Genomic DNA, 18,120 nt, shown 5'->3' on the forward strand with positions numbered 1-18,120 from the left:
TTAATACAGTTCCGATGCCAGGGCATACTGGTTTTGCTTATAAAGAAAAAAGCGTGTGGTGTAGGCTGGTTTGATGATTTGTTCATCGCCCAATTGCGCTACATGAGCAAAAACATGAATCGGCACTTCTGGGTTAGGCAGTTGTTTGAATTCCTCTCCTGACGAATCGAGGCTAACCTTCTGATAAACAGGCTTTTGTATTGGTTGTTGTAGGCTCTGCTGATACAACTGGCTGACCGTTAAACCCTGCTCAGGAATCGCGCTTTGGGATATATTGGTGGTTGAGCAAGCACTCAAAGCCAGACTACCGCAAAGCATTATCAAAGTTCTTTTGTTGATGGTAACCATAATCTAAGACCCTCCCTTGGTGTTCTTTATCAATGGCAATGGTTTGACTGAAATGAAGATTGAATTGATTGGGTATAAAGCCTGAATGGCTGCGGATGCTGGCAGGAACAAAAACCATATCGAAACTGCCTTGGATTCTTTTCTCAAGCCAATCAGTAATCTTTTGGCTGCCTTCGTTAATGGCACCACCAGCTGCAAAATGCGCTAAATCGCCAGTGGGTGTGGCAATGGCAGAACCACCTTCGGCTTGATAGCTCATTTGCCATTTGGATAAAGCGTTGCCTGCCCCTTGAATTCCGCCTGCTGCCATAAAGGCTGTTAATACTCTGGGAGCATTAGTGATGTATTGTCCTTTAATGCAAGGATTACCGAATTGAGTAGTTAGATAACCAATGCTGTCATTGTTCACCAGCTCCGCAGAGCTTTTCATTTGCTCTTGGCCGATACTGACAAAATGCCCATCCTCAAAGACAAATAAAGCGGCGGTAACATATGCGCGAACGCAGCTGATGTTATCGAGGAAAGAGCCTACGCCAATGGAGTAACCGCTGATTTTCATACCAATGATTTCTTCCGGTAATTGCATACCATTTGCTGTCATTAAATCGCCACGGCTGACCATTGCGGTAAAGGGAAACAAAGGCTGCATCAGTTTGCCTTCAACAGGCACTTCACCCATCAAGGCAGACAACAGCGTGACTTTACTGAAATCACTACCTGCTGGAATGGTATAGAAGGGCGTTTTTGTTGGCGCTTCTTCTTTGGTTGTGGTGTCTTGTTCTGCAAAAATTTTGCTCTCAATAGGAGCTTTATCCAGTAATCCATCCAGATCTTTAATTCGGCCAGATATAGAAGCCTGGTTGCCTTCCATGGGATAGGATTGAGTTTGATGATCAGTCAGGGCTGAGAGCTTTTCTTTCAGCGTTTGCAATTCATCTTGTAGCGTATGGCTTGCTTCTTGTATAGGTTGCTTTAATTGCTTTTGCAGAGATTTATTCTCCTTGTGCATTTGTTCCAGTTTCTTTTCTGTTTCCAGAAGTCTTGCAGACACATCACGGATGTTGTCGTTGAATTGGCTGGTAATGGCTTCATGAAAATTGTTGGGATTAGGTGTGTCATCATGGATAGGCGTACTATGACGGCTATTGATAAGAATCATGACGACTGCAAAAACCACCGATCCAGATAAGATTTTAATGCCTTTGTTTTTGTTCATCGGCTGTACCTCGCATGTTGAGTAAGCGCTGTTGCAAAGGGTTGGTCAGAAACCACAAAGACAGTTGTGCTTTCATGTTGATTCCGCGGAGGCAATTCACTTTTGGGATAGAAACTTGCGGTTTGCCAATGCCCCATGAGTTTTGAAAATTGCAGTTTCACAGGTTGATTCAGCAGGTTTTTCAAATCGACCGCGGTTACATAGAGGCTACCGCCACGCCATGAGGCCAGAGGGTGAGCTTCAATGCTTGCGCCATAAAATAAGGGGATGGTTTTATTGGTTTGCATGGGCGAGCGATAAATACCCTCTGGAATATCTCTGACACGCTCTGGTGAGTACAAGGCTTGAATGGCAAAACGGGTGAGCTGTATAGCGTTGTATTCATATTGGCTTGCACTTGATTGATGGGTGACTTTGGGATCATCAATGAGGATTTCAATAGGTGTGGTATTAACAGCTTTTTCATTGGCTTTAAGGTTCAGTATGATGACTTCACCTTCGGGTAGGAGCTGCGCAATCAAACGCGCATCGTTGAAGGTGTCTTTAGCCTTTAAATACAGACTGCCTTTTACTTTCAGAATATCTAAGTTGGTACTGAGTTGTTGATCAATAATTTTAATGGCCTGGGGAAATTGGACGAGCCTTTCTTTATTGATAGGTAATTCAATCGTTAAAGGGACTTTTTCCCAAACCAGATGTTCGCTTTGCAGCGCGTAGCTTACTTGCGTGAGCATAAAGCCAATTATTAATAACATGTGTTTAATGAGTTTCATGGGATTCCTCCGTGTCGACCAATAAATCTTGTAAACGTTCTTCAGGACGGGTGTAGCCATCGAGAGCGAGTTGGAAAGGGTTGTGTAAACGAGACAAATTGAGTTTGGCCACACGTAGGTGATAGGCCACTACCTTGTCGGCAATCACCATACCGCTGTTGTCTTTTAATCGTTGAGTAATGCGCAGGATTAATTTCACTTCCCAGGTATCGGGACCAATTTTTCTAATATCTTGAGGCTCCATGAAACGATAGAGACTGGCTACTTGACTGCGGTCAAAGAGCTGCGCGTTTTTATAAGCTCCCAGCGTTTCTCTGAGTAATTGTTCATGACGAGAGGTAAAATAATAATGAAAGGCTTTGATATTTTGGTTAAATTCTTCTTTGCCTTTATTAGACCAGGTATATAGCGTTGGTATTAATGAGGACACAAATCCTTGCACATATTCATTAGGGATATCGCTTGCTTTCATTAAACCACCATTGGCCGCCATATTAGGACTTAGCCAAAACTCATAACGTTTGGTCATGGTCATGAGGTTAATGATTAAGGCCAAAACGATGGCTGATAACAGGCCGATAAAAGCCAGTAATAAACGGTTATGATGCTGTAGACTGTCGATCTTTTTCCAATATTCAAACATGAGGCTCTCCAACAGATTTATTCTTTTGCCACTGTCCCTGATAATGAATCCAGGGCGAGTGTTTGAGCCTTAATCGCACCATCCATTGAATGGTTTTCTTCATCACATAACCATAAGGTTTGCCTGCTTTGATACGGGCGACTCCTTTTGGCCATACGGTAATGGAGAGGATGAATCCAATCACAAAACCGATGCAGCCAGCGGCCAGTGGATATCCTGCCATTGTTCCTAAAAGGATAAAAAGCAGGGTGGTTACTGGTGTTGTAGTGATGACAATCCAAAACAATTCACGCAGACTTAAGCCTTTCCAGGCTGGGAAGTCATGTGATAGATGGCGCGAAGAAGGCTGACTCATAATGTCACCTCCTATATTTTGAACTTGGTAATCATGGTGTAACCCACGTAACCAGAAGCGATGCTAATGGCTAAATAGGAGATGCCCATTACGGCAAAAGTACCGAAGGCCACCATGGAACCTTCGTTCTTTTTGGATTCTTCAATACCGTGTTGCACAGTGGTAATGAACTTGATAAAGGTCACGACTGCGGTGATGAACAGCAATAAGCCAAGACCTTGTTTGACGTAATTGCCTGTTACCGACATCATGCTTTTGGAACCGTCACCGATGTTGTCCGCATCAGAAATTTTAGGGAACCAGTTATCTGCCAATAACACAGGCGCATAAAAAAGATTGACAGCGCCCAGGTAGAGCGTGCGAAGCGTTGTTTTCATGTTGTCTCCTTAACGAATAACACTAAAATGAAAATCATCAGGCCAATGACAAGCCTGACCATTCGAGAGCCGAAGTTCAGCAAGTATCCTTGTTGCTGTTTTTCCTCGGCTCCCATCATGTGGTTGACGCACCACATCACCGCTAAAATCACCAGGCTTATGGCAATAAAACGGATACTGCTGGAAAAGACTTGGGCTGAGATGTTGTTGCTGGCTTGTTTGAATGTTGAAGCAAACATTCTCGCTATTTCGTCTTTACTCATTAGGGCTTCCTCACAAAATCCATTTCTAATGGTTTAATTTTTCGAGGGGCAATGATGGGCTGGTTGATATAGTCAATCAGCCCGTTGCGGATGTTTAGCAAGTCCTCTCTCAATCCTGCGTGATGTTGTCCTTGCAGATCTTCAAATCCTTCGATTTGCAATTGGATACGAGCGTTAGGTGTTATCTGTGTTTGCGCTTCATCAAGCAAAGGCATGATGGCGTTAATCTGATTAATAATGCGTACCAAGGTTTCATTCAAATCAGGGTTATTCGCTGAGCATTGCAGGCTTATTATCACTAAGATCAGGCATAATATTCGTTTCATGGTTTCTCCCTATAAGTATTTCTTAAAGCGGCTGGCCGTCATGGCTACCATTAATCCCATCAACAAACTGACAGGTACAAAGACATAAGCAGGGGTGATGCTAACGGGCAGGGCAAGCCACAGTATGAGTAAAATCACCAGTCCTTTTTTCAAATAGTGATTAAGCCTGTGGAACACATAAGAGGATTCACGACCTAAACAAGCGGTACGTATTGCTCTTTGATTTAGGCCGTCAACCAGACCTGCAATCATGGTTAAAGCAAATAAGGGCAGGGCAGCGAATAGGATAATGAGTTTGATCAAAAGGCACTTGCTGCTTAACAAAAGGATCTGCAATAATTGTTGTGATTTTTCGATTAAGTCCTTGGCAAGATCATTGATGGCCAGTTTGTTTAAGTAGGGAATGGCGAATGCCCAATCTGGTTTGGCATTTAAAGGAAGGACTGCCAGAAGGGAGCCTTGATAAACAGGAGTAATAGCCTCTCTTTGAGTGTTTACAAGGATATTCACTTTTTCAAAAGCGATGGGGTAGCCATGCAGCATCCATTGGCTCAATGCCCAGATAATAATTGCTAACCAACCTAAGAATAGCACTATGGTTAATTGCATGGTCAGTTGCCTTGAATATTGCTTTACTGCCATACAGCCCCCTCAGCAATGATTAAGGGGTAATGTTGTTCATGAAGGTATGCAAGCAATGGGTCAACATTGACAGGCAGTAACGGTAGTTTGAATTTTTCTTGCAAAGCGACAATGGTTTCAAAGTCATTGACGTTGGTAATGAATCCTGTGGCTTGCATGGACTTTAATTCTTCCTGATGCTGCTCTAACCATTGAATGGATACTCTATCCGCACCTATGACAAACAAAGGCATGTTTAATAAAGTGGTATCCAATGTTTTGCGGCTGACTTTGCCTGCGGTGGCTTTGCTTTTGGCTGGTACGCCTATTGGGCTAGACAGATGTAATTTTAATGACGTATCACTTTGTGCCAGGGTTAAAGGGATGACGTTCATACTATGAACATTCAACGCGACCAAGAGTAAGAGCAAAATCCTAATCATTAAAATCTCCCTAAATCGACGACTTGCGAGGTTTTACCATTGGCTATTAACAGCAATGGGGTTTGTTTCTTGGCAAGCGTTAAGCCTTCAAATTGTTGGTTGCCAGGGGTTAACGTGATTTGCTGACTGGTCACTAATTGAATGGGGATTTGATGTCGATTCGCCCACAGTTGTATGGTGTTATTGTCCATGTCCAGAAACAGAAGGTTAAGTTTTGTATTGGGAGTGCGGTTAATCGCGTCAATGAGTTGCAGGATAATGGTAGTAACCGCATCGTCAGGTCTTATAAATAAATAGAGTGTTTCTCCCGCTTTTAGTTGAATAGGTTGATGAGCATAGGGTGAGTAAGGGGAAGGATCAAAATCACCAACCACGGGTACATCTTTAAATAGTTCGTTATACGCTTTGTAAAAGGCATTGTTCCAAGCGATATTTTGCGCCACCTTTTGCGCTTCCTGGCGAGCAGCCAGACTGGCAAAATGCTCACGTTCCGCATCATCTCTGGCATTAAGTCCCAGGATATCAACCGGTGTCATGCGTAAGTCTTTGTAATACACACCGCTTCGGCTTTGCATTAATTGCAGATAGCGTTTTTCTTCTTTTTCATTCAATCCCCAGATTTTAGCTTCTTGCTTTTGAACATCATTCAGTAGGAAATCCTTTTCTTCGATCACTTCATCATGAAACTCAGTAAGACCTGCTTTTGCTAGGGCATTGTCGGCTTGTTGCATGGGTGAGGTGGCAATGCCAGGGATATACAAACCTGCGATGGCTTGCTGGCCTAATAACAGGCATAGAGTGATGGTAGACAATTTATTCATTGCCCACCTCTTGTTGAGTCAAATGCATCAGAACATGGGCTTTATCTGCGTTCTCAAATTCGATAGTTTGCTTGGCAAAATTGATATCTAGGATTTTCCATCCGGCTAGGGAATCCCCTTTCTCTAGGGCTTGGGTTTTATAATCGTAAGCAACCGATGCGACTGAAATTTCCTGTACGCTGTCTATGCTTAAAACTCTAAAAGGAAGTTCGCTTGCTGGCAGCATTTTAATAGGCTGCTTTTGGCTATCTAAATGCTTCAGCAATTCTTTAATGCCATCGAGCTGGTTTTTAATAGCAGCTTGTTCGGTTGAAAAAAGATCACCTAATTGATGGTCGTCTTTGTTTTGCATTTGTTGGATGAAATCCCCAAGCTGTTTGATATTGTCAGTAATAGGGGAAAGATCGGGTTGTTGGTTAGGTTTATTTAATTGCGATTGAATAGTTATAAGTTTTTGTTCCAGACCATTCAGATTGTTATTATTGATGGATGAAGATTGGTGTTTTACACACACAAACACAATCACCAGAACATTTAAAACAACCAGGCCAAGCCATTTGGCATCCAGAAATTTCTTCATTGTGCTCTCCTTGCATTAAGACTGAAATTGATTTCTCTTAAGAGGTCATCCTGCTTGAGGCTAAACAGGGTTTTCCCAACCAATACCGTGAGCCCGTCGGCTATAGTTAAAGGACCAAGGTTTCTGGTGACTTGGGGTAGGGGTTGTTGGAAGATTTGTTTAAGGCTTTCGTTTTGCTTATCCTGGGGAGCAAGATGGTAACCTGAATAACGAAGCCAATACTCAACCGCTTCACCTATCGTTTGAACTGAGCTTGGGAAATGAATCTGCTGGACTGTTTTAAGCGGATTTATCTGTGCTGCCAGGGGTTGATTATTCACGGTAGCATAACGTCCAACCTGGGTGATATTAGCAGCTTGTATTTGCAGGCTGCTTAGGGCTAAAAGGCCAATAATGGTTGTTCTCAACATAACTATCCCTATCCTTGATTTGACTTGTTTTCTTGGTCTAATTTTTGAATGTATTTGCGGATAAAGACTTCTTTGCGATCGATATCGATTTCGCTGGGTGCTCTGACACCAATTCCTATCAGGCCATTTTTTTCATAAAGAACAGTGATTTTGATTTTGCCTTTATTGATATAGATTTCTTCACCAATTTTGCGGTCTAGGATCAGCATGATTTTTTCTCCTTAACTGAGGGACTGGTTAGCTTTTCCATCATCTCTTTGATGTGGGATTTAACGATTTGTGGGTCGGTTCTTTTATGGTTTTCGGGTTTAGCCCGCAGAGCTTCTTCTCTTGCCTTAATACTTTTTTGAATGCTGATGCAAAGTTCTACAAAGACAGGAATAACGGGAGGGCGTTGTTGCGTTCTTTTTATTTTTTCCACCGCAAAGGTTAAGACCTGGCTATCAAATTCTTTGATGCTGTCAGCCCATTCCAGCTTGGCAGCTTCAAGGGCTTTTTCATTGTTATAGGCAGAAAGCCATAAGGCACCATAAATGGCATTAAATCTTAAGAACAAAGTATCAACCCGTTTGTCATACGCTTCTTGTTGAATTGAAGTGGAGGACGTTGTTTCCTGTTTGGGGTTTATCTTCAAAGTTGATGCTGAAGCTGGATTCTTTGCAGGATTCAGCGAGAATATCTGCGGCTGATTTTTTTCTATAACTTGTTTGAATGTTTGCATGGCCTTGCTCCTGTTTTCTTATGGGTAAAAGTTCATCATTCCAGCATTGTTGGGCTAGCCAATTGGCTGGAAACTTCCATTTAGGAACCCACTCGCCACAGAGCTCCATGTCTAAACGGTTTTCAATTTGTTCTTGCAGAGCATCCATCATCTGTCTAAACAGCGTTTCATCGGGCTTGAGTTTATAAAACTCCTGGAATGCCCTGGTCTCATCTTGCTTCTGTGGATAAAGTTCCCAAAATTTTTGAAATTGGGCGCGCACATACACACACAAATTTTCTGAGTTATGAGGTGTGTCGGGTTTTGTGTTTTCAACTGTGTTGGATTTTTTAGAAAAATCATCGTAACTTGATGATTTGTAATTCTTTTTGATGTTCGGGTTTGTGTCGGGTTGCTGTGTCGGGTTTGTGTCGGGTTTATTTTGGACAGAAATATCCGTATCAGCTAAAAGGCATTTTACAATCAGGTTCATGCCTATGGACTCAATCTTGATTAAACCAGCTCTCTCCAGCGCATAGATGATTCTTCGCAATTGTTGACGACTAGGACTACCGGATTGTTGAAAGCCTTGATGAGGCTCAATATATAAAGCCTCAGCGAGTTGCTGATAACTGATTTTTCGTTTAACCCCAACCAGAAAGGTTTCCCTATCCATATAAGGTCGAATCCCCAGCAAGTAGGTCGATTGCTGGATATAAGGCAATCCCATCAGTGCGGATAATTCGTTAGTAGTAACAAACAAAAATCCCATTTTCTTATTCATCCATCTAAAAACACTGTTCCAAATTCAGTGTTTGCAATATCAAATAATTTCATTTAGTATCAATCAATAACACGAAACGTGTTGTTGATAACCCATTGTAAATAAGCACTTTTTAGTGTCAATGGGCTATTTCCGTTTGATATCAAATGAACCTAAATGAACATGAAAAAAATTATAGGTAGTAGGATTACGCAGGCTAGAAAAGCAAATGGGTTGACGATTAAGATATTGGCAGAGAGAACAGGATTTGGCGCTGCCAGGATTGGGAATTGGGAGCAGGGTACGAGAAGCCCAGGACCTGAAGAGGCTTTAGTTCTATCCAAAGAGTTGGTTGTTGCTGCTTCTTGGTTGCTTGGTATTTCTAATGACCCACATGGAGAGTGGATGGATCATGTTATATTTGAATATTAAGATCACTTTTAATGCAATCTGAGTTTGGCAAAGTTGAAGGCAATCAACGACGTCTTCTAGATATTGGCGATAGCCATTCGGGGTGGTGTCTCAATCAAACCGTAGCGTTCATACAGACGAATGGCAAACAGGATAAATCCATTATGCTAGGCCTAGCCCCTGTGAGTTCACAATCCAGAGAGTGATGGCAAATTTCTTCACAATATTTTCATCTCCAAGAAAACCAATAGGTTTTAAAATAATTTCTTATAGTTATATTCTGTATGCAACTTATTTTGATCAGTAAATAGAATGATATCATGATTGTCTTTTTAAGATAGGCATTAAATATAAGTAGAGGTATCCTAAATATTTGTTTGGTGACTTCATTCTCTGGGTTATTGAGAAGTTACAATTTAAACATGTAAAAACACCTAAATAAAGTTAAACTAAAAAAGTATATTTGCAAGTTAAGGGTAAGTTAAGGGATGCGTATTTATTTTTATTTAGTTATTGCATGGATGAACCTCATGACTCATGAAGCTATGGCATCATCCTCATTTACTTTCAAAGATGCTTTGGCAATTGCATATCGGAATAATCCGGAATTACAAGCTGAAATAGATAAAGCTCAGGCCATGCGTGGGTATTTTATACAAAGCGGGCTTTACCCTAATCCACAACTTACCTTAACTGCCGAGAATTTTGGCGGATCTGGAAGTTATTCCAGTTACGAATCTGCTGAAACTACCGCATCAGTGACACAGCCCATTCCTTTAGGTAATCGTTTATCTTATTTGAAAAAAGCCAGCTATGCAGATTATTTAGCCTCATTAGCACAAATTCAAGTCCAAAAAGCAGCGATTTATATGGCTGTTGGTGGCGCATATGTCGATGCATTGTATGCCGGACAATGGCACCAGGTAACTAAAAAGCTTGTTTCACTCAATGAGGGTATCGTTAAAGCAATTGAGCGGCGTGTTAAAGCGGGTGCGGGAGCTGAATTGGATTTACGTTTAGCTCAAATTCGATTGGGTGAATCGCACATTCAAGAAAAAAAAGCGGCACGTGATGCACTGTCACAACGTGCTAAATTGGCTCGTTTATTAGGTATCGGATTAAGGGTGGATCAACCATTAGTAGATAAAGGGCTACCTGATGTTACATTAAATTGGTCAGTGCTTTTAAAAACATTACCTCAAAGCCCGCAATTGATACAAATGCAACAACAACTAAAAGCCAAACGAGCAACCATTACAGCAGTTAAAAAATCCGTTTGGCCGGATTTAAACATTCAATTAGGCGCTCGCCATTTTTCTGATGATGGAAGCAATGCTGCAGTGATGTCGGCTTATGCACAAGTTCCTGTTTTTGATCGCAATCAAGGAAAAATAATGACAGCGGAAGCGCAATTCACGCAAACTGCGCATGAATACCAGGGAACAAAGCTCGATATACGTCAAACAGCATATACTGTATTTTTACAAGCCCAACAAAGTCATTATGAAGCAGAATTAGTAACCAGTACTTTGTTACCACTTGCTCGTAAATCAATAAAACTCGCTCAAGATGGCTATCAAATGGGACGCTATACCTACATTGAATTATCTACAGCCTTAAATGCTTTGTATGAAGAGGAACGACACTATCAACAGGCACATGCAGATTATCATAAAACATTAATTCAACTTACAGGGCTTTTAGGTCTTCATCCTACCAAGGAGAGTAAATGAATCTATTAAAACCAATCGGTTTATCCCTAAAACTTGCTGTGTTCCTGTTAGGAATGAGCTCTTTTTCGCTTTGGGCGGAAGAAACAACTCATGCTACAGAAGAAAATAATCATCAAGAGACCATGGAAAAAGGACCTCATGGAGGCCGTTTGTTTAAAGATGGCGATTTGGCCTTAGAGTTTTTAATTTTTGAGCGTGGTATGCCACCTCACTTTAGAGCTTATCTTTATAAAAATGGGGAAATGATTTTGCCCCAAAAGGCAGAATTAATCGTAAATCTCACTCGATTTGGTGGAAAAAAAGAGCAGATTACTTTTATTCCTGTGGAAAATTTTTTGCAAAGCAACCAGATCATTGAAGAACCTCATTCTTTTGATGTAACAATTCAATTAAATAGTTTTGGAAAGCCATTGAGTTGGCATTACTCTACGTATGAAGGTCGAGTAAAAATTGCTCCTGCTGTTCTTAAAGCAGCGGGGATAGAAACAGCAGTTGCCCAAGAACAAACGATAAAAACGCAATTAAATGCTGTAGGCAAAATCGTCACCAATCGTGATACTTCAGCACCTATTTATGCACGTTATTCGGGAATTATTAAAGTAATGAATAAAAATTTAGGCGATGAAGTGACAAAAGGGGATGTGTTGGCAACGATTGAAAGTAATGAGAGTTTGCAAAATTACGAAATAAGATCTCCCATAACGGGAACGATAGTACAAAAATATGCCACCAATGGTGAGTTTGCTCAAAACACCAAACCTATTTTTGAGGTAGCCAATTTAGTTACTGTTTGGGCTGATTTTACCTTATATCGCAAGGATGCACCTTTAGTAAAGCCGGGTATGGAAGTCATTGTGACTGGGGATGAAGGAAAGCCCAAATCAGTAAGTACCATTAGCTACATTTCACCTTTAGGGGTTGAGGACAGTCAAACCACACTGGCACGTGCTGTTCTTAATAATGACACTCGCATCTGGCTTCCTGGTATGTATGTGAATGGTGCCATCGTGATTAAAGAGAAAATAGCCCCAGTTGCAGTACTTCTTTCGGCACTCCAACAAATGGGTGAACAAGACGTGGTTTTTGTTCAGCAAGGCGATTATTTTGAAGCCACTCCAGTTAATCTGGGTGAAAAAGACGAGCAATGGGCAGAAGTGATTTCGGGATTGGATGCGGGGCAGCGCTATGTGAGCAAAAACAGTTTTTATATCAAAGCAGAAATAGGCAAAGAAGGCGCAAGCCATGACCACTAAGGAATAGTGATGCTTGAAAAAATCATACGTTTTTCTTTAAAACACCGTTGGTTTGTTCTTTTGTTTACATTTATTATCGCAGTGCTTGGTGTTTACAATTTTCAACGCCTTCCCATTGATGCAGTCCCTGATATCACCAATGTGCAAGTACAAATCAACACACAAGCCTCAGGTTACTCGCCTTTTGAGGTGGAGCAACGTATTACGTTTCCTATTGAATTGGCCATGAGTGGTCTGCCTAATCTTGACTATACCCGTTCTTTATCGCGCTATGGCCTATCGCAAGTGACTGTGGTTTTTAAAGATGGAACGAATATTTATTTTGCACGACAGCTTATTAACGAACGCTTACAGGAAGTCAAAGATAAATTACCACCAGAAGCAGAAACAACATTAGGTCCTATTTCAACAGGACTTGGTGAGATTTTTATGTATACCGTGACTAACAAATCAAACCTACCTAAAAGCCAACGCTACAACCCAATGGAGTTACGCACTATTCAAGATTGGATAATTAAACCCCAATTACGCAATGTAGAAGGGGTGGCAGAAGTTAATACCATTGGTGGATATGAAAAACAATTTCATATTACCCCCGATCCAACCAAATTGGTGCGTTATGGTCTGAGCTTAAATAATGTTGTTGAAGCACTTGAACGCAATAATGCCAATGTTGGAGCAGGTTATATTGAACGAAATGGCGAGCAAAATCTTATTCGTGTACCAGGTCAAGTAAAGAATATCGCCGACATAGAAAATATTGTGGTGGCAAACTTTGAGGGAACTCCTGTTCGAATTCGTGATGTAGCAGAGGTGGCTCTTGGCAAGGAGCTAAGAACGGGTGCTGCAACGGAAAATGGTGATGAGGTCGTTTTAGGAACGGTGTTTATGCTAATGGGCGAAAATAGTCGTACCGTGTCTCAACGCGTTGCTGCAAAAATGAAGGAAATTAATAAATCATTACCCGAGGGAGTCGAAGCGGTCACGGTGTATAACCGGACATTGCTTGTTAATGCCACCATTAATACTGTGAAGAAGAATTTACTTGAGGGTGCTTTATTGGTATGCGTTATCTTATTTCTCTTTCTGGGAAACGTTCGCGCCGCGCTTATTACGGCGATGGTCATTCCATTATCCATGCTGCTGACTATCACTGGTATGGTGACTAATCAAATCAGTGCCAACTTAATGAGTTTAGGTGCACTTGATTTTGGTTTGATTGTCGATGGAGCGGTTATCATTGTTGAAAATTGCATCAAGCATTTAGGAGAGCAACAGCATGCTCTACAGCGAATTTTAAACCTTGAAGAGCGTTTAAAGACCATTGCTTATGCTACCACTGAAGTGATTCGACCTAGTATTTTTGGTGTTTTTATTATTACCGTGGTTTATTTGCCTATTTTAACCTTAACAGGTGTTGAAGGAAAAATGTTTTTGCCCATGGCAGAAACCGTCATTATTGCACTTTTGGCATCCATGCTGTTTGCCTTAACGTTTGTACCGGCAGCGGTCGCTATTTTTTTACGAGGACACATACAAGAGAAAGAAAATCGACTGGTTCACTTCCTTTCTATAGGTTATGCCAAAGTATTAAGACGGTGCTTTCATGCACGTAGGCAAGTGATTGGAGCAGCAGTTGTTCTGGTTATTATCAGTTTTATGCTTGCGTTTCGCTTAGGTGGGGAATTTATTCCCAGTCTTGATGAGGGGGATATTGCTATGCATGCGATGCGTATTCCTGGAACCAGTTTAACTCAAGCCATTGCTATGCAAGATTTAGTTGAAAAACGCGTGCGGCAATTTCCTGAAGTAAAACGTGTGTTTGCCAAATTGGGGACCGCAGAAGTTGCTACTGATCCCATGCCGCCTAATGTGGCTGATACATTTATTATGCTCAAGCCACGTAACGAATGGCCTAATCCTAAGAAAAGCAAACAACAACTTGTACAAGAAATTGAGCAGGCTGTGAAACAAATTCCAGGAAATAATTATGAATTTACCCAGCCGATTCAAATGCGCTTTAATGAATTAATTTCAGGAGTTCGAAGCGATGTCGCAGTGAAAGTGTTCGGTGATGATATGCCTACTTTATTAAAGACTGCGGACGCAATTAGTGCAGAGCTTAAAAAAGTACCGGGTGCTTCTGATGTGAAAGTCGAACAAGTCAGTGGGTTGCCGCTTCTGACCATAGAAATCAATCGTGATGCATTGGCTCGTTACGGTCTACAAATTGGTAATGTCCAAGACGCTATAGTCATTGCTGCAGGGGGGAAAAAAGGTGGAGAATTGTTTGAAGGTGACAAGCGATTTGATTTAATCGTGCGCCTGCCTGAGGCATTACGTACAAGCCCTACTGTTTTAAGGCAAGTGTTTATTCCGTTACCTCTTGCAAAAGACGGAGAGCGTCATTTTATTCCATTGAGTGAAGTTGCTAAAATGGTACGCAGTGAAAGTCCCAATCAAATCAGTCGTGAAGTGGGTAAACGTCGTGTAGTAGTCACTGCAAATGTGAGGAATAGAGATTTAAGTTCCTTTGTCAATGAAGCGAAACAGCGTATCGAGCAAAAGGTTAAGGTACCTAGTGGTTATTGGATAACCTGGGGTGGCCAATTTGAGCAGCTGCAATCTGCATCGCAACGATTGCAAATTGTGGTGCCCATAACCTTATTAGGTATTTTTCTACTCTTATTTATGAGTTTTGGGAACGCACGTAATGCATTGCTAGTATTTTCTGGTATTCCCTTGGCTTTGACTGGAGGCGTTTTTGCTTTATGGCTGCGAGGTATTCCACTTTCAATTTCAGCAGGAGTAGGATTTATTGCTTTGTCAGGAGTCGCTGTTTTAAATGGTTTGGTGATGATTACGTTCATCAATAAGCTACGCGAACAGAAGAAATACTATTTAAAGGATGCGGTGTTGCAAGGATCTCTTGCTCGTCTTCGTCCAGTATTAATGACTGCACTGGTCGCATCATTAGGGTTTGTCCCCATGGCATTAGCTACGGGTACAGGCTCTGAGGTACAAAGACCTCTGGCTACTGTGGTTATTGGTGGAATTATCTCTTCCACATTTTTGACATTACTGGTATTGCCAGGGTTGTATTATATATTTCATGAGCGACGCAAGAAGCAAGGTCTTAAACAAGAGATCACAGAGTGATGTGTATCAGACGATGTTCTTGTGATGCCTCATTCATTGCAAGGGTTATATTTTACGGACAATGCGGAAAACCAAATGACAGTACCTTTAAATGAAATCAAATTTTTTGTTGCAGGACTTGATTGTCCAGCAGAAGAGCAGCTTATCAGAAAGCAGTTTCAGGATATTCCTGAAGTGGAGCAGTTGGATTTTAATTTTATTGCTGAAGAAGTTACCATTCATCACCGGTTGGCTTCAAGTGAAGAATTGCAAAAACGCATTGAGGTGTTGGGAATGAGTGTTCGAACGCTGGAAAGCACTTTACCTATACCACAAAGAAAACAATTATCGTTGGATTTTTCCTGGAAAATTATTGGACTAGCAGGTTTTCTTGCCCTATTTTCTGAGCTGGCAGCTTATTTTTTGGCTACGGAACAATCCATTTGGACTATTCTTCCAGCTTTGTTGGCTATTGGTCTTAGTGGGCCTTCTACCTTTAAAAAAGGGTGGCTTGCCTTAGGGACTAAAACAATGAATATCAATAGCTTGATGTTCATTGCGATAGCAGGGGCTGTTCTTATTGGAGAGTGGCCTGAAGCGGCAATGGTGACTGTTTTATTTGCATTGGCTGAACGTATCGAGCGCTACTCCTTAGATAAAGCACGTCTTGCGATTCGAAGCTTAATGCAAATTGCCCCTGAGGTAGCTTCGGTGAAACAGGACGATGGTCAATGGCAAACCTTGGCCATTGAAAAAGTGGTGCCTGGTGCTGTTTTTAGAGTAAAACCTGGAGAGCGTATTCCTCTGGATGGTGTTGTTATTTCAGGTCAGAGCACGGTCAATCAAGCGCCGATTACTGGTGAATCAATGCCAATAACAAAAAAAGTAGGCGATTTGGTTTTTGCAGGAACATTAAATGAGCACGGCGCGTTTGAAGTGCAGGTCAGTAAAGCGTCAGGCGATACATTGCTTGCTAAAATTGGTAAAGCGATAGAGCAAGCGCAAGCGGATCGAGCCCCAACGCAACGATTTGTTGATCAATTTTCTAAATATTACACTCCAATTATGGTATTGATGGCTTTTTTTGTTGCATTAATTCCACCTTTAGCATTTGGTTATCCTTTTTATGATTCTCTTTATAAGTCACTGACTTTATTAGTTATTGCTTGCCCTTGCGCTTTAGTGATTTCAACACCCGTGACTGTTGTAAGTGGCCTTGCAGCGGCAGCAAAACAAGGGCTTCTTATTAAAGGAGGAAGCTACTTAGAGGTTGGTCATCGACTGAGGTTAATTGCTTTAGATAAGACAGGTACTTTAACGGAAGGAAAGCCAGTTGTAACTGACTTCATAGCTTGGGATGAAAATCGAACTAAGGAGAGTTTGTTATTGTTAGCTGCAAGCCTTGATAGTCACTCGGAGCATCCAGTCGCTAATGCCTTAGTACAGTACTGGCAACAGGAACAACCCCAAAACGCTTTACTTGAAATTGAACAATTTTCAGCACTTCCTGGACGAGGAGTAAAAGGATTGGTGGGTCAAGAACTCTATTTTGTAGGCAATCATCAGTTAGCTGAAGACAATCAGGTATGCAATCATTTTGTCGAACAAGAGCTGAAGCGCTTGGAGGAAGAAGGTAAAACGACCGTAATATTAAGTAATGCTACGACGGTTTTGGCTATTTTTGCAGTAGCTGATACGTTACGTGTTACAAGCCAACAGGCGATTGCACAACTCCATGAACGGGGCATAAAAACCGCGATGTTAACGGGAGACAATGCGGTAACGGCTCAGGCTATTGCTAAAAAAGTAGGTATTGATGAAGTAAATGCAAATATATTGCCTGCGGAAAAACTGCAAGCGATTAATCGTCTTTTAGAACACTATCATAGCGTTGGGATGGTAGGAGATGGAATTAATGATGCCCCTGCATTGGCAAAAGCTACCGTGAGTTTTGCGATGGGGAAAGGAACAGATACTGCCTTAGAAACTGCTGACGTTGCCCTAATGAATGACAATCTAGCAAGACTTCCCTTTTATGTTGATTTAAGTCGTAAGACGGCACGTACTCTTTATCAAAACATCAGTTTATCTATTGCGATTAAAGGCATTTTCTTTATTTTAGCTCTTGTAGGGTATGCAACGTTATGGATGGCAGTTTTTGCAGACATGGGAGCGAGTTTAATCGTAGTGGCTAATGGTTTGCGATTGTTGTATATGTCTCCAGATGATTAATCAAGAAAGTAGTTAATAAAATAACGTAAGTCTAAGATATTTTTAAAGTAAAGGATGGAAATGAGTCAATTTTGGTATTTGATGGCTCATTAACATAAATCCATTACAAAACTAAATGTTTTAATCTTATTGTAATTATTAATGAAGTAAAATAATTGATTTTTACCCTCATCAAAGTGGGTATTTATTATGTTAGTATATGAGGTATTTTATTTTCCAATGTAGTAAGGTGAATTTTTTTTATGATTATATATGGAGATGTAATGACTATGCCAAGATTTAAGATGTTCTTACTGATAGGTATTCTTATTTCAGGATTTGGATTAACTTCATGCACTCAAACACAACCTGCTTCTGGAGCACATTCTGAAAGTGGCCATAATAAAGGTTCGGGTGGAAACGCTCAGCATGAGCATGATTATTATAACGACTAGAATTAGGAATAAAAGTGATAATAAATGCTTGGGTATTAGGCATGTTTGTTGTTTTTCTCATTATTTTATTCAGTCTTATGATTTATTTTCAAAAAAATAAGCAAAAATTATCTTTTATTATTTCCTTAGTGAGTTTTCTTATCATGCTTGCTATTTTTTTACATGGAGTATCATTTAAACTTCATTAATTGGCTTAGCACTTCGGAATACGATCCGTTAGTTGGCAGTAACTCATTTTTAATCTATCCTTCCAGTTCTTTATACTCCGTTTTTTTAGAGA

Annotated in this window: 23 protein-coding genes; 7 read left to right on the forward strand and 16 right to left on the reverse strand. The window is 40.9% G+C overall.

The genetic code is table 11. The features are described 5' to 3' along the window. The 16 genes from LPG_RS04915 to LPG_RS04990 are packed head-to-tail and all read right to left on the reverse strand — an operon-like array spanning position 1 to position 8,648. Positions 1–348: a hypothetical protein gene (locus LPG_RS04915; RefSeq protein ID WP_027223830.1), complete on the reverse strand. Its 348-nt coding sequence runs from the start codon at positions 346–348 to the stop codon at positions 1–3. Continuing rightward, positions 305–1,564, reverse strand: coding sequence for a TIGR03752 family integrating conjugative element protein (locus LPG_RS04920; RefSeq protein ID WP_010946725.1), 1,260 nt, complete (start codon positions 1,562–1,564; stop codon positions 305–307). The genes LPG_RS04915 and LPG_RS04920 overlap by 44 nt, the downstream gene beginning before the upstream one ends. Beyond that, entirely contained in the window at positions 1,561–2,337 is a 777-nt protein-coding gene (locus LPG_RS04925; protein WP_025862402.1) for a TIGR03749 family integrating conjugative element protein, read from the reverse strand. Before LPG_RS04925 ends, LPG_RS04920 begins: the two co-directional genes overlap by 4 nt. After that, entirely contained in the window at positions 2,324–2,980 is a 657-nt protein-coding gene (locus tag LPG_RS04930) for a TIGR03746 family integrating conjugative element protein (RefSeq protein WP_010946727.1), read from the reverse strand. The genes LPG_RS04925 and LPG_RS04930 overlap by 14 nt, the downstream gene beginning before the upstream one ends. Continuing rightward, positions 2,973–3,335 (reverse strand): TIGR03750 family conjugal transfer protein, encoded by a 363-nt coding sequence (locus tag LPG_RS04935; RefSeq protein ID WP_010946729.1) that lies wholly within the window; start codon positions 3,333–3,335, stop codon positions 2,973–2,975. The genes LPG_RS04930 and LPG_RS04935 overlap by 8 nt, the downstream gene beginning before the upstream one ends. Positions 3,336–3,346: 11 nt before the next feature. Beyond that, positions 3,347–3,712 (reverse strand): hypothetical protein, encoded by a 366-nt coding sequence (locus LPG_RS04940; RefSeq protein ID WP_010946730.1) that lies wholly within the window; start codon positions 3,710–3,712, stop codon positions 3,347–3,349. Beyond that, entirely contained in the window at positions 3,709–3,975 is a 267-nt protein-coding gene (locus LPG_RS04945) for a hypothetical protein (RefSeq protein ID WP_010946731.1), read from the reverse strand. The genes LPG_RS04940 and LPG_RS04945 overlap by 4 nt, the downstream gene beginning before the upstream one ends. Then, positions 3,975–4,301, reverse strand: coding sequence for an RAQPRD family integrative conjugative element protein (locus tag LPG_RS04950; protein ID WP_010946732.1), 327 nt, complete (start codon positions 4,299–4,301; stop codon positions 3,975–3,977). Before LPG_RS04950 ends, LPG_RS04945 begins: the two co-directional genes overlap by 1 nt. A gap of 9 nt (positions 4,302–4,310) precedes the next feature. Beyond that, complete coding sequence (locus tag LPG_RS04955; RefSeq protein WP_010946733.1) at positions 4,311–4,943, reverse strand: TIGR03747 family integrating conjugative element membrane protein; 633 nt, start codon at positions 4,941–4,943, stop codon at positions 4,311–4,313. Beyond that, positions 4,934–5,365: an integrating conjugative element protein gene (locus LPG_RS04960; protein WP_010946734.1), complete on the reverse strand. Its 432-nt coding sequence runs from the start codon at positions 5,363–5,365 to the stop codon at positions 4,934–4,936. Before LPG_RS04960 ends, LPG_RS04955 begins: the two co-directional genes overlap by 10 nt. Beyond that, positions 5,365–6,186 (reverse strand): TIGR03759 family integrating conjugative element protein, encoded by an 822-nt coding sequence (locus tag LPG_RS04965; protein WP_010946735.1) that lies wholly within the window; start codon positions 6,184–6,186, stop codon positions 5,365–5,367. Before LPG_RS04965 ends, LPG_RS04960 begins: the two co-directional genes overlap by 1 nt. Next, positions 6,179–6,766, reverse strand: a complete 588-nt coding sequence (locus tag LPG_RS04970; protein WP_010946736.1) for a hypothetical protein — start codon at positions 6,764–6,766, stop codon at positions 6,179–6,181. Before LPG_RS04970 ends, LPG_RS04965 begins: the two co-directional genes overlap by 8 nt. After that, positions 6,763–7,176, reverse strand: a complete 414-nt coding sequence (locus LPG_RS04975) for a hypothetical protein (RefSeq protein WP_010946737.1) — start codon at positions 7,174–7,176, stop codon at positions 6,763–6,765. Before LPG_RS04975 ends, LPG_RS04970 begins: the two co-directional genes overlap by 4 nt. 8 nt (positions 7,177–7,184) lie before the next feature. Further along, positions 7,185–7,385 (reverse strand): carbon storage regulator, encoded by a 201-nt coding sequence (locus LPG_RS04980; protein WP_010946738.1) that lies wholly within the window; start codon positions 7,383–7,385, stop codon positions 7,185–7,187. Beyond that, positions 7,379–7,810: a hypothetical protein gene (locus LPG_RS04985; RefSeq protein WP_223381092.1), complete on the reverse strand. Its 432-nt coding sequence runs from the start codon at positions 7,808–7,810 to the stop codon at positions 7,379–7,381. The genes LPG_RS04980 and LPG_RS04985 overlap by 7 nt, the downstream gene beginning before the upstream one ends. Next, positions 7,749–8,648: a hypothetical protein gene (locus LPG_RS04990; protein WP_014843644.1), complete on the reverse strand. Its 900-nt coding sequence runs from the start codon at positions 8,646–8,648 to the stop codon at positions 7,749–7,751. The genes LPG_RS04985 and LPG_RS04990 overlap by 62 nt, the downstream gene beginning before the upstream one ends. 168 nt (positions 8,649–8,816) lie before the next feature. Here LPG_RS04990 and LPG_RS04995 point away from each other — a divergent pair, with 168 nt between their 5' ends. The 7 genes from LPG_RS04995 to LPG_RS15215 all read left to right on the forward strand — a co-directional run bounded on the left by LPG_RS04995 (position 8,817) and on the right by LPG_RS15215 (position 17,840). Beyond that, positions 8,817–9,071, forward strand: coding sequence for a helix-turn-helix domain-containing protein (locus LPG_RS04995; RefSeq protein ID WP_011215153.1), 255 nt, complete (start codon positions 8,817–8,819; stop codon positions 9,069–9,071). An 11-nt stretch (positions 9,072–9,082) separates the two neighbouring features. Further along, positions 9,083–9,256, forward strand: coding sequence for a hypothetical protein (locus LPG_RS05000; protein WP_153802424.1), 174 nt, complete (start codon positions 9,083–9,085; stop codon positions 9,254–9,256). A 282-nt stretch (positions 9,257–9,538) separates the two neighbouring features. Next, positions 9,539–10,783 carry a TolC family protein gene (locus LPG_RS05005; RefSeq protein ID WP_010946741.1) on the forward strand — a complete coding sequence of 415 codons (1,245 nt, stop codon included), beginning with the start codon at positions 9,539–9,541 and terminating at the stop codon, positions 10,781–10,783. Next, complete coding sequence (locus LPG_RS05010; protein WP_010946742.1) at positions 10,780–12,036, forward strand: efflux RND transporter periplasmic adaptor subunit; 1,257 nt, start codon at positions 10,780–10,782, stop codon at positions 12,034–12,036. Before LPG_RS05005 ends, LPG_RS05010 begins: the two co-directional genes overlap by 4 nt. Positions 12,037–12,045: 9 nt before the next feature. Continuing rightward, positions 12,046–15,195, forward strand: a complete 3,150-nt coding sequence (locus LPG_RS05015) for an efflux RND transporter permease subunit (protein WP_015444671.1) — start codon at positions 12,046–12,048, stop codon at positions 15,193–15,195. 75 nt (positions 15,196–15,270) lie between these two features. Further along, on the forward strand, positions 15,271–17,406 hold the full coding sequence (locus LPG_RS05020; protein WP_027223829.1) for a heavy metal translocating P-type ATPase: 2,136 nt from the start codon (positions 15,271–15,273) through the stop codon (positions 17,404–17,406). A 263-nt stretch (positions 17,407–17,669) separates the two neighbouring features. Then, positions 17,670–17,840, forward strand: coding sequence for a hypothetical protein (locus LPG_RS15215; protein WP_015444669.1), 171 nt, complete (start codon positions 17,670–17,672; stop codon positions 17,838–17,840). Positions 17,841–18,120: the final 280 nt, after the last annotated feature.

The sequence above is a fragment of the Legionella pneumophila subsp. pneumophila str. Philadelphia 1 genome (assembly GCF_000008485.1).
Classification (GTDB): domain Bacteria; phylum Pseudomonadota; class Gammaproteobacteria; order Legionellales; family Legionellaceae; genus Legionella; species Legionella pneumophila.

What these genes read in the sequence shown, in the direction of transcription:
- LPG_RS04915 (WP_027223830.1), bottom strand. Translation starts at nt 348, where the DNA reads ATGGTTACCATCAACAAAAGAACTTTGATAATGCTTTGCGGTAGTCTG.
- LPG_RS04920 (WP_010946725.1), bottom strand. Translation starts at nt 1,564, where the DNA reads ATGAACAAAAACAAAGGCATTAAAATCTTATCTGGATCGGTGGTTTTT.
- LPG_RS04925 (WP_025862402.1), bottom strand. Translation starts at nt 2,337, where the DNA reads ATGAAACTCATTAAACACATGTTATTAATAATTGGCTTTATGCTCACG.
- LPG_RS04930 (WP_010946727.1), bottom strand. Translation starts at nt 2,980, where the DNA reads ATGTTTGAATATTGGAAAAAGATCGACAGTCTACAGCATCATAACCGT.
- LPG_RS04935 (WP_010946729.1), bottom strand. Translation starts at nt 3,335, where the DNA reads ATGAGTCAGCCTTCTTCGCGCCATCTATCACATGACTTCCCAGCCTGG.
- LPG_RS04940 (WP_010946730.1), bottom strand. Translation starts at nt 3,712, where the DNA reads ATGAAAACAACGCTTCGCACGCTCTACCTGGGCGCTGTCAATCTTTTT.
- LPG_RS04945 (WP_010946731.1), bottom strand. Translation starts at nt 3,975, where the DNA reads ATGAGTAAAGACGAAATAGCGAGAATGTTTGCTTCAACATTCAAACAA.
- LPG_RS04950 (WP_010946732.1), bottom strand. Translation starts at nt 4,301, where the DNA reads ATGAAACGAATATTATGCCTGATCTTAGTGATAATAAGCCTGCAATGC.
- LPG_RS04955 (WP_010946733.1), bottom strand. Translation starts at nt 4,943, where the DNA reads ATGGCAGTAAAGCAATATTCAAGGCAACTGACCATGCAATTAACCATA.
- LPG_RS04960 (WP_010946734.1), bottom strand. Translation starts at nt 5,365, where the DNA reads ATGATTAGGATTTTGCTCTTACTCTTGGTCGCGTTGAATGTTCATAGT.
- LPG_RS04965 (WP_010946735.1), bottom strand. Translation starts at nt 6,186, where the DNA reads ATGAATAAATTGTCTACCATCACTCTATGCCTGTTATTAGGCCAGCAA.
- LPG_RS04970 (WP_010946736.1), bottom strand. Translation starts at nt 6,766, where the DNA reads ATGAAGAAATTTCTGGATGCCAAATGGCTTGGCCTGGTTGTTTTAAAT.
- LPG_RS04975 (WP_010946737.1), bottom strand. Translation starts at nt 7,176, where the DNA reads ATGTTGAGAACAACCATTATTGGCCTTTTAGCCCTAAGCAGCCTGCAA.
- LPG_RS04980 (WP_010946738.1), bottom strand. Translation starts at nt 7,385, where the DNA reads ATGCTGATCCTAGACCGCAAAATTGGTGAAGAAATCTATATCAATAAA.
- LPG_RS04990 (WP_014843644.1), bottom strand. Translation starts at nt 8,648, where the DNA reads ATGGGATTTTTGTTTGTTACTACTAACGAATTATCCGCACTGATGGGA.
- LPG_RS04995 (WP_011215153.1), top strand. Translation starts at nt 8,817, where the DNA reads ATGAACATGAAAAAAATTATAGGTAGTAGGATTACGCAGGCTAGAAAA.
- LPG_RS05000 (WP_153802424.1), top strand. Translation starts at nt 9,083, where the DNA reads ATGCAATCTGAGTTTGGCAAAGTTGAAGGCAATCAACGACGTCTTCTA.
- LPG_RS05005 (WP_010946741.1), top strand. Translation starts at nt 9,539, where the DNA reads ATGCGTATTTATTTTTATTTAGTTATTGCATGGATGAACCTCATGACT.
- LPG_RS05010 (WP_010946742.1), top strand. Translation starts at nt 10,780, where the DNA reads ATGAATCTATTAAAACCAATCGGTTTATCCCTAAAACTTGCTGTGTTC.
- LPG_RS05015 (WP_015444671.1), top strand. Translation starts at nt 12,046, where the DNA reads ATGCTTGAAAAAATCATACGTTTTTCTTTAAAACACCGTTGGTTTGTT.
- LPG_RS05020 (WP_027223829.1), top strand. Translation starts at nt 15,271, where the DNA reads ATGACAGTACCTTTAAATGAAATCAAATTTTTTGTTGCAGGACTTGAT.
- LPG_RS15215 (WP_015444669.1), top strand. Translation starts at nt 17,670, where the DNA reads ATGACTATGCCAAGATTTAAGATGTTCTTACTGATAGGTATTCTTATT.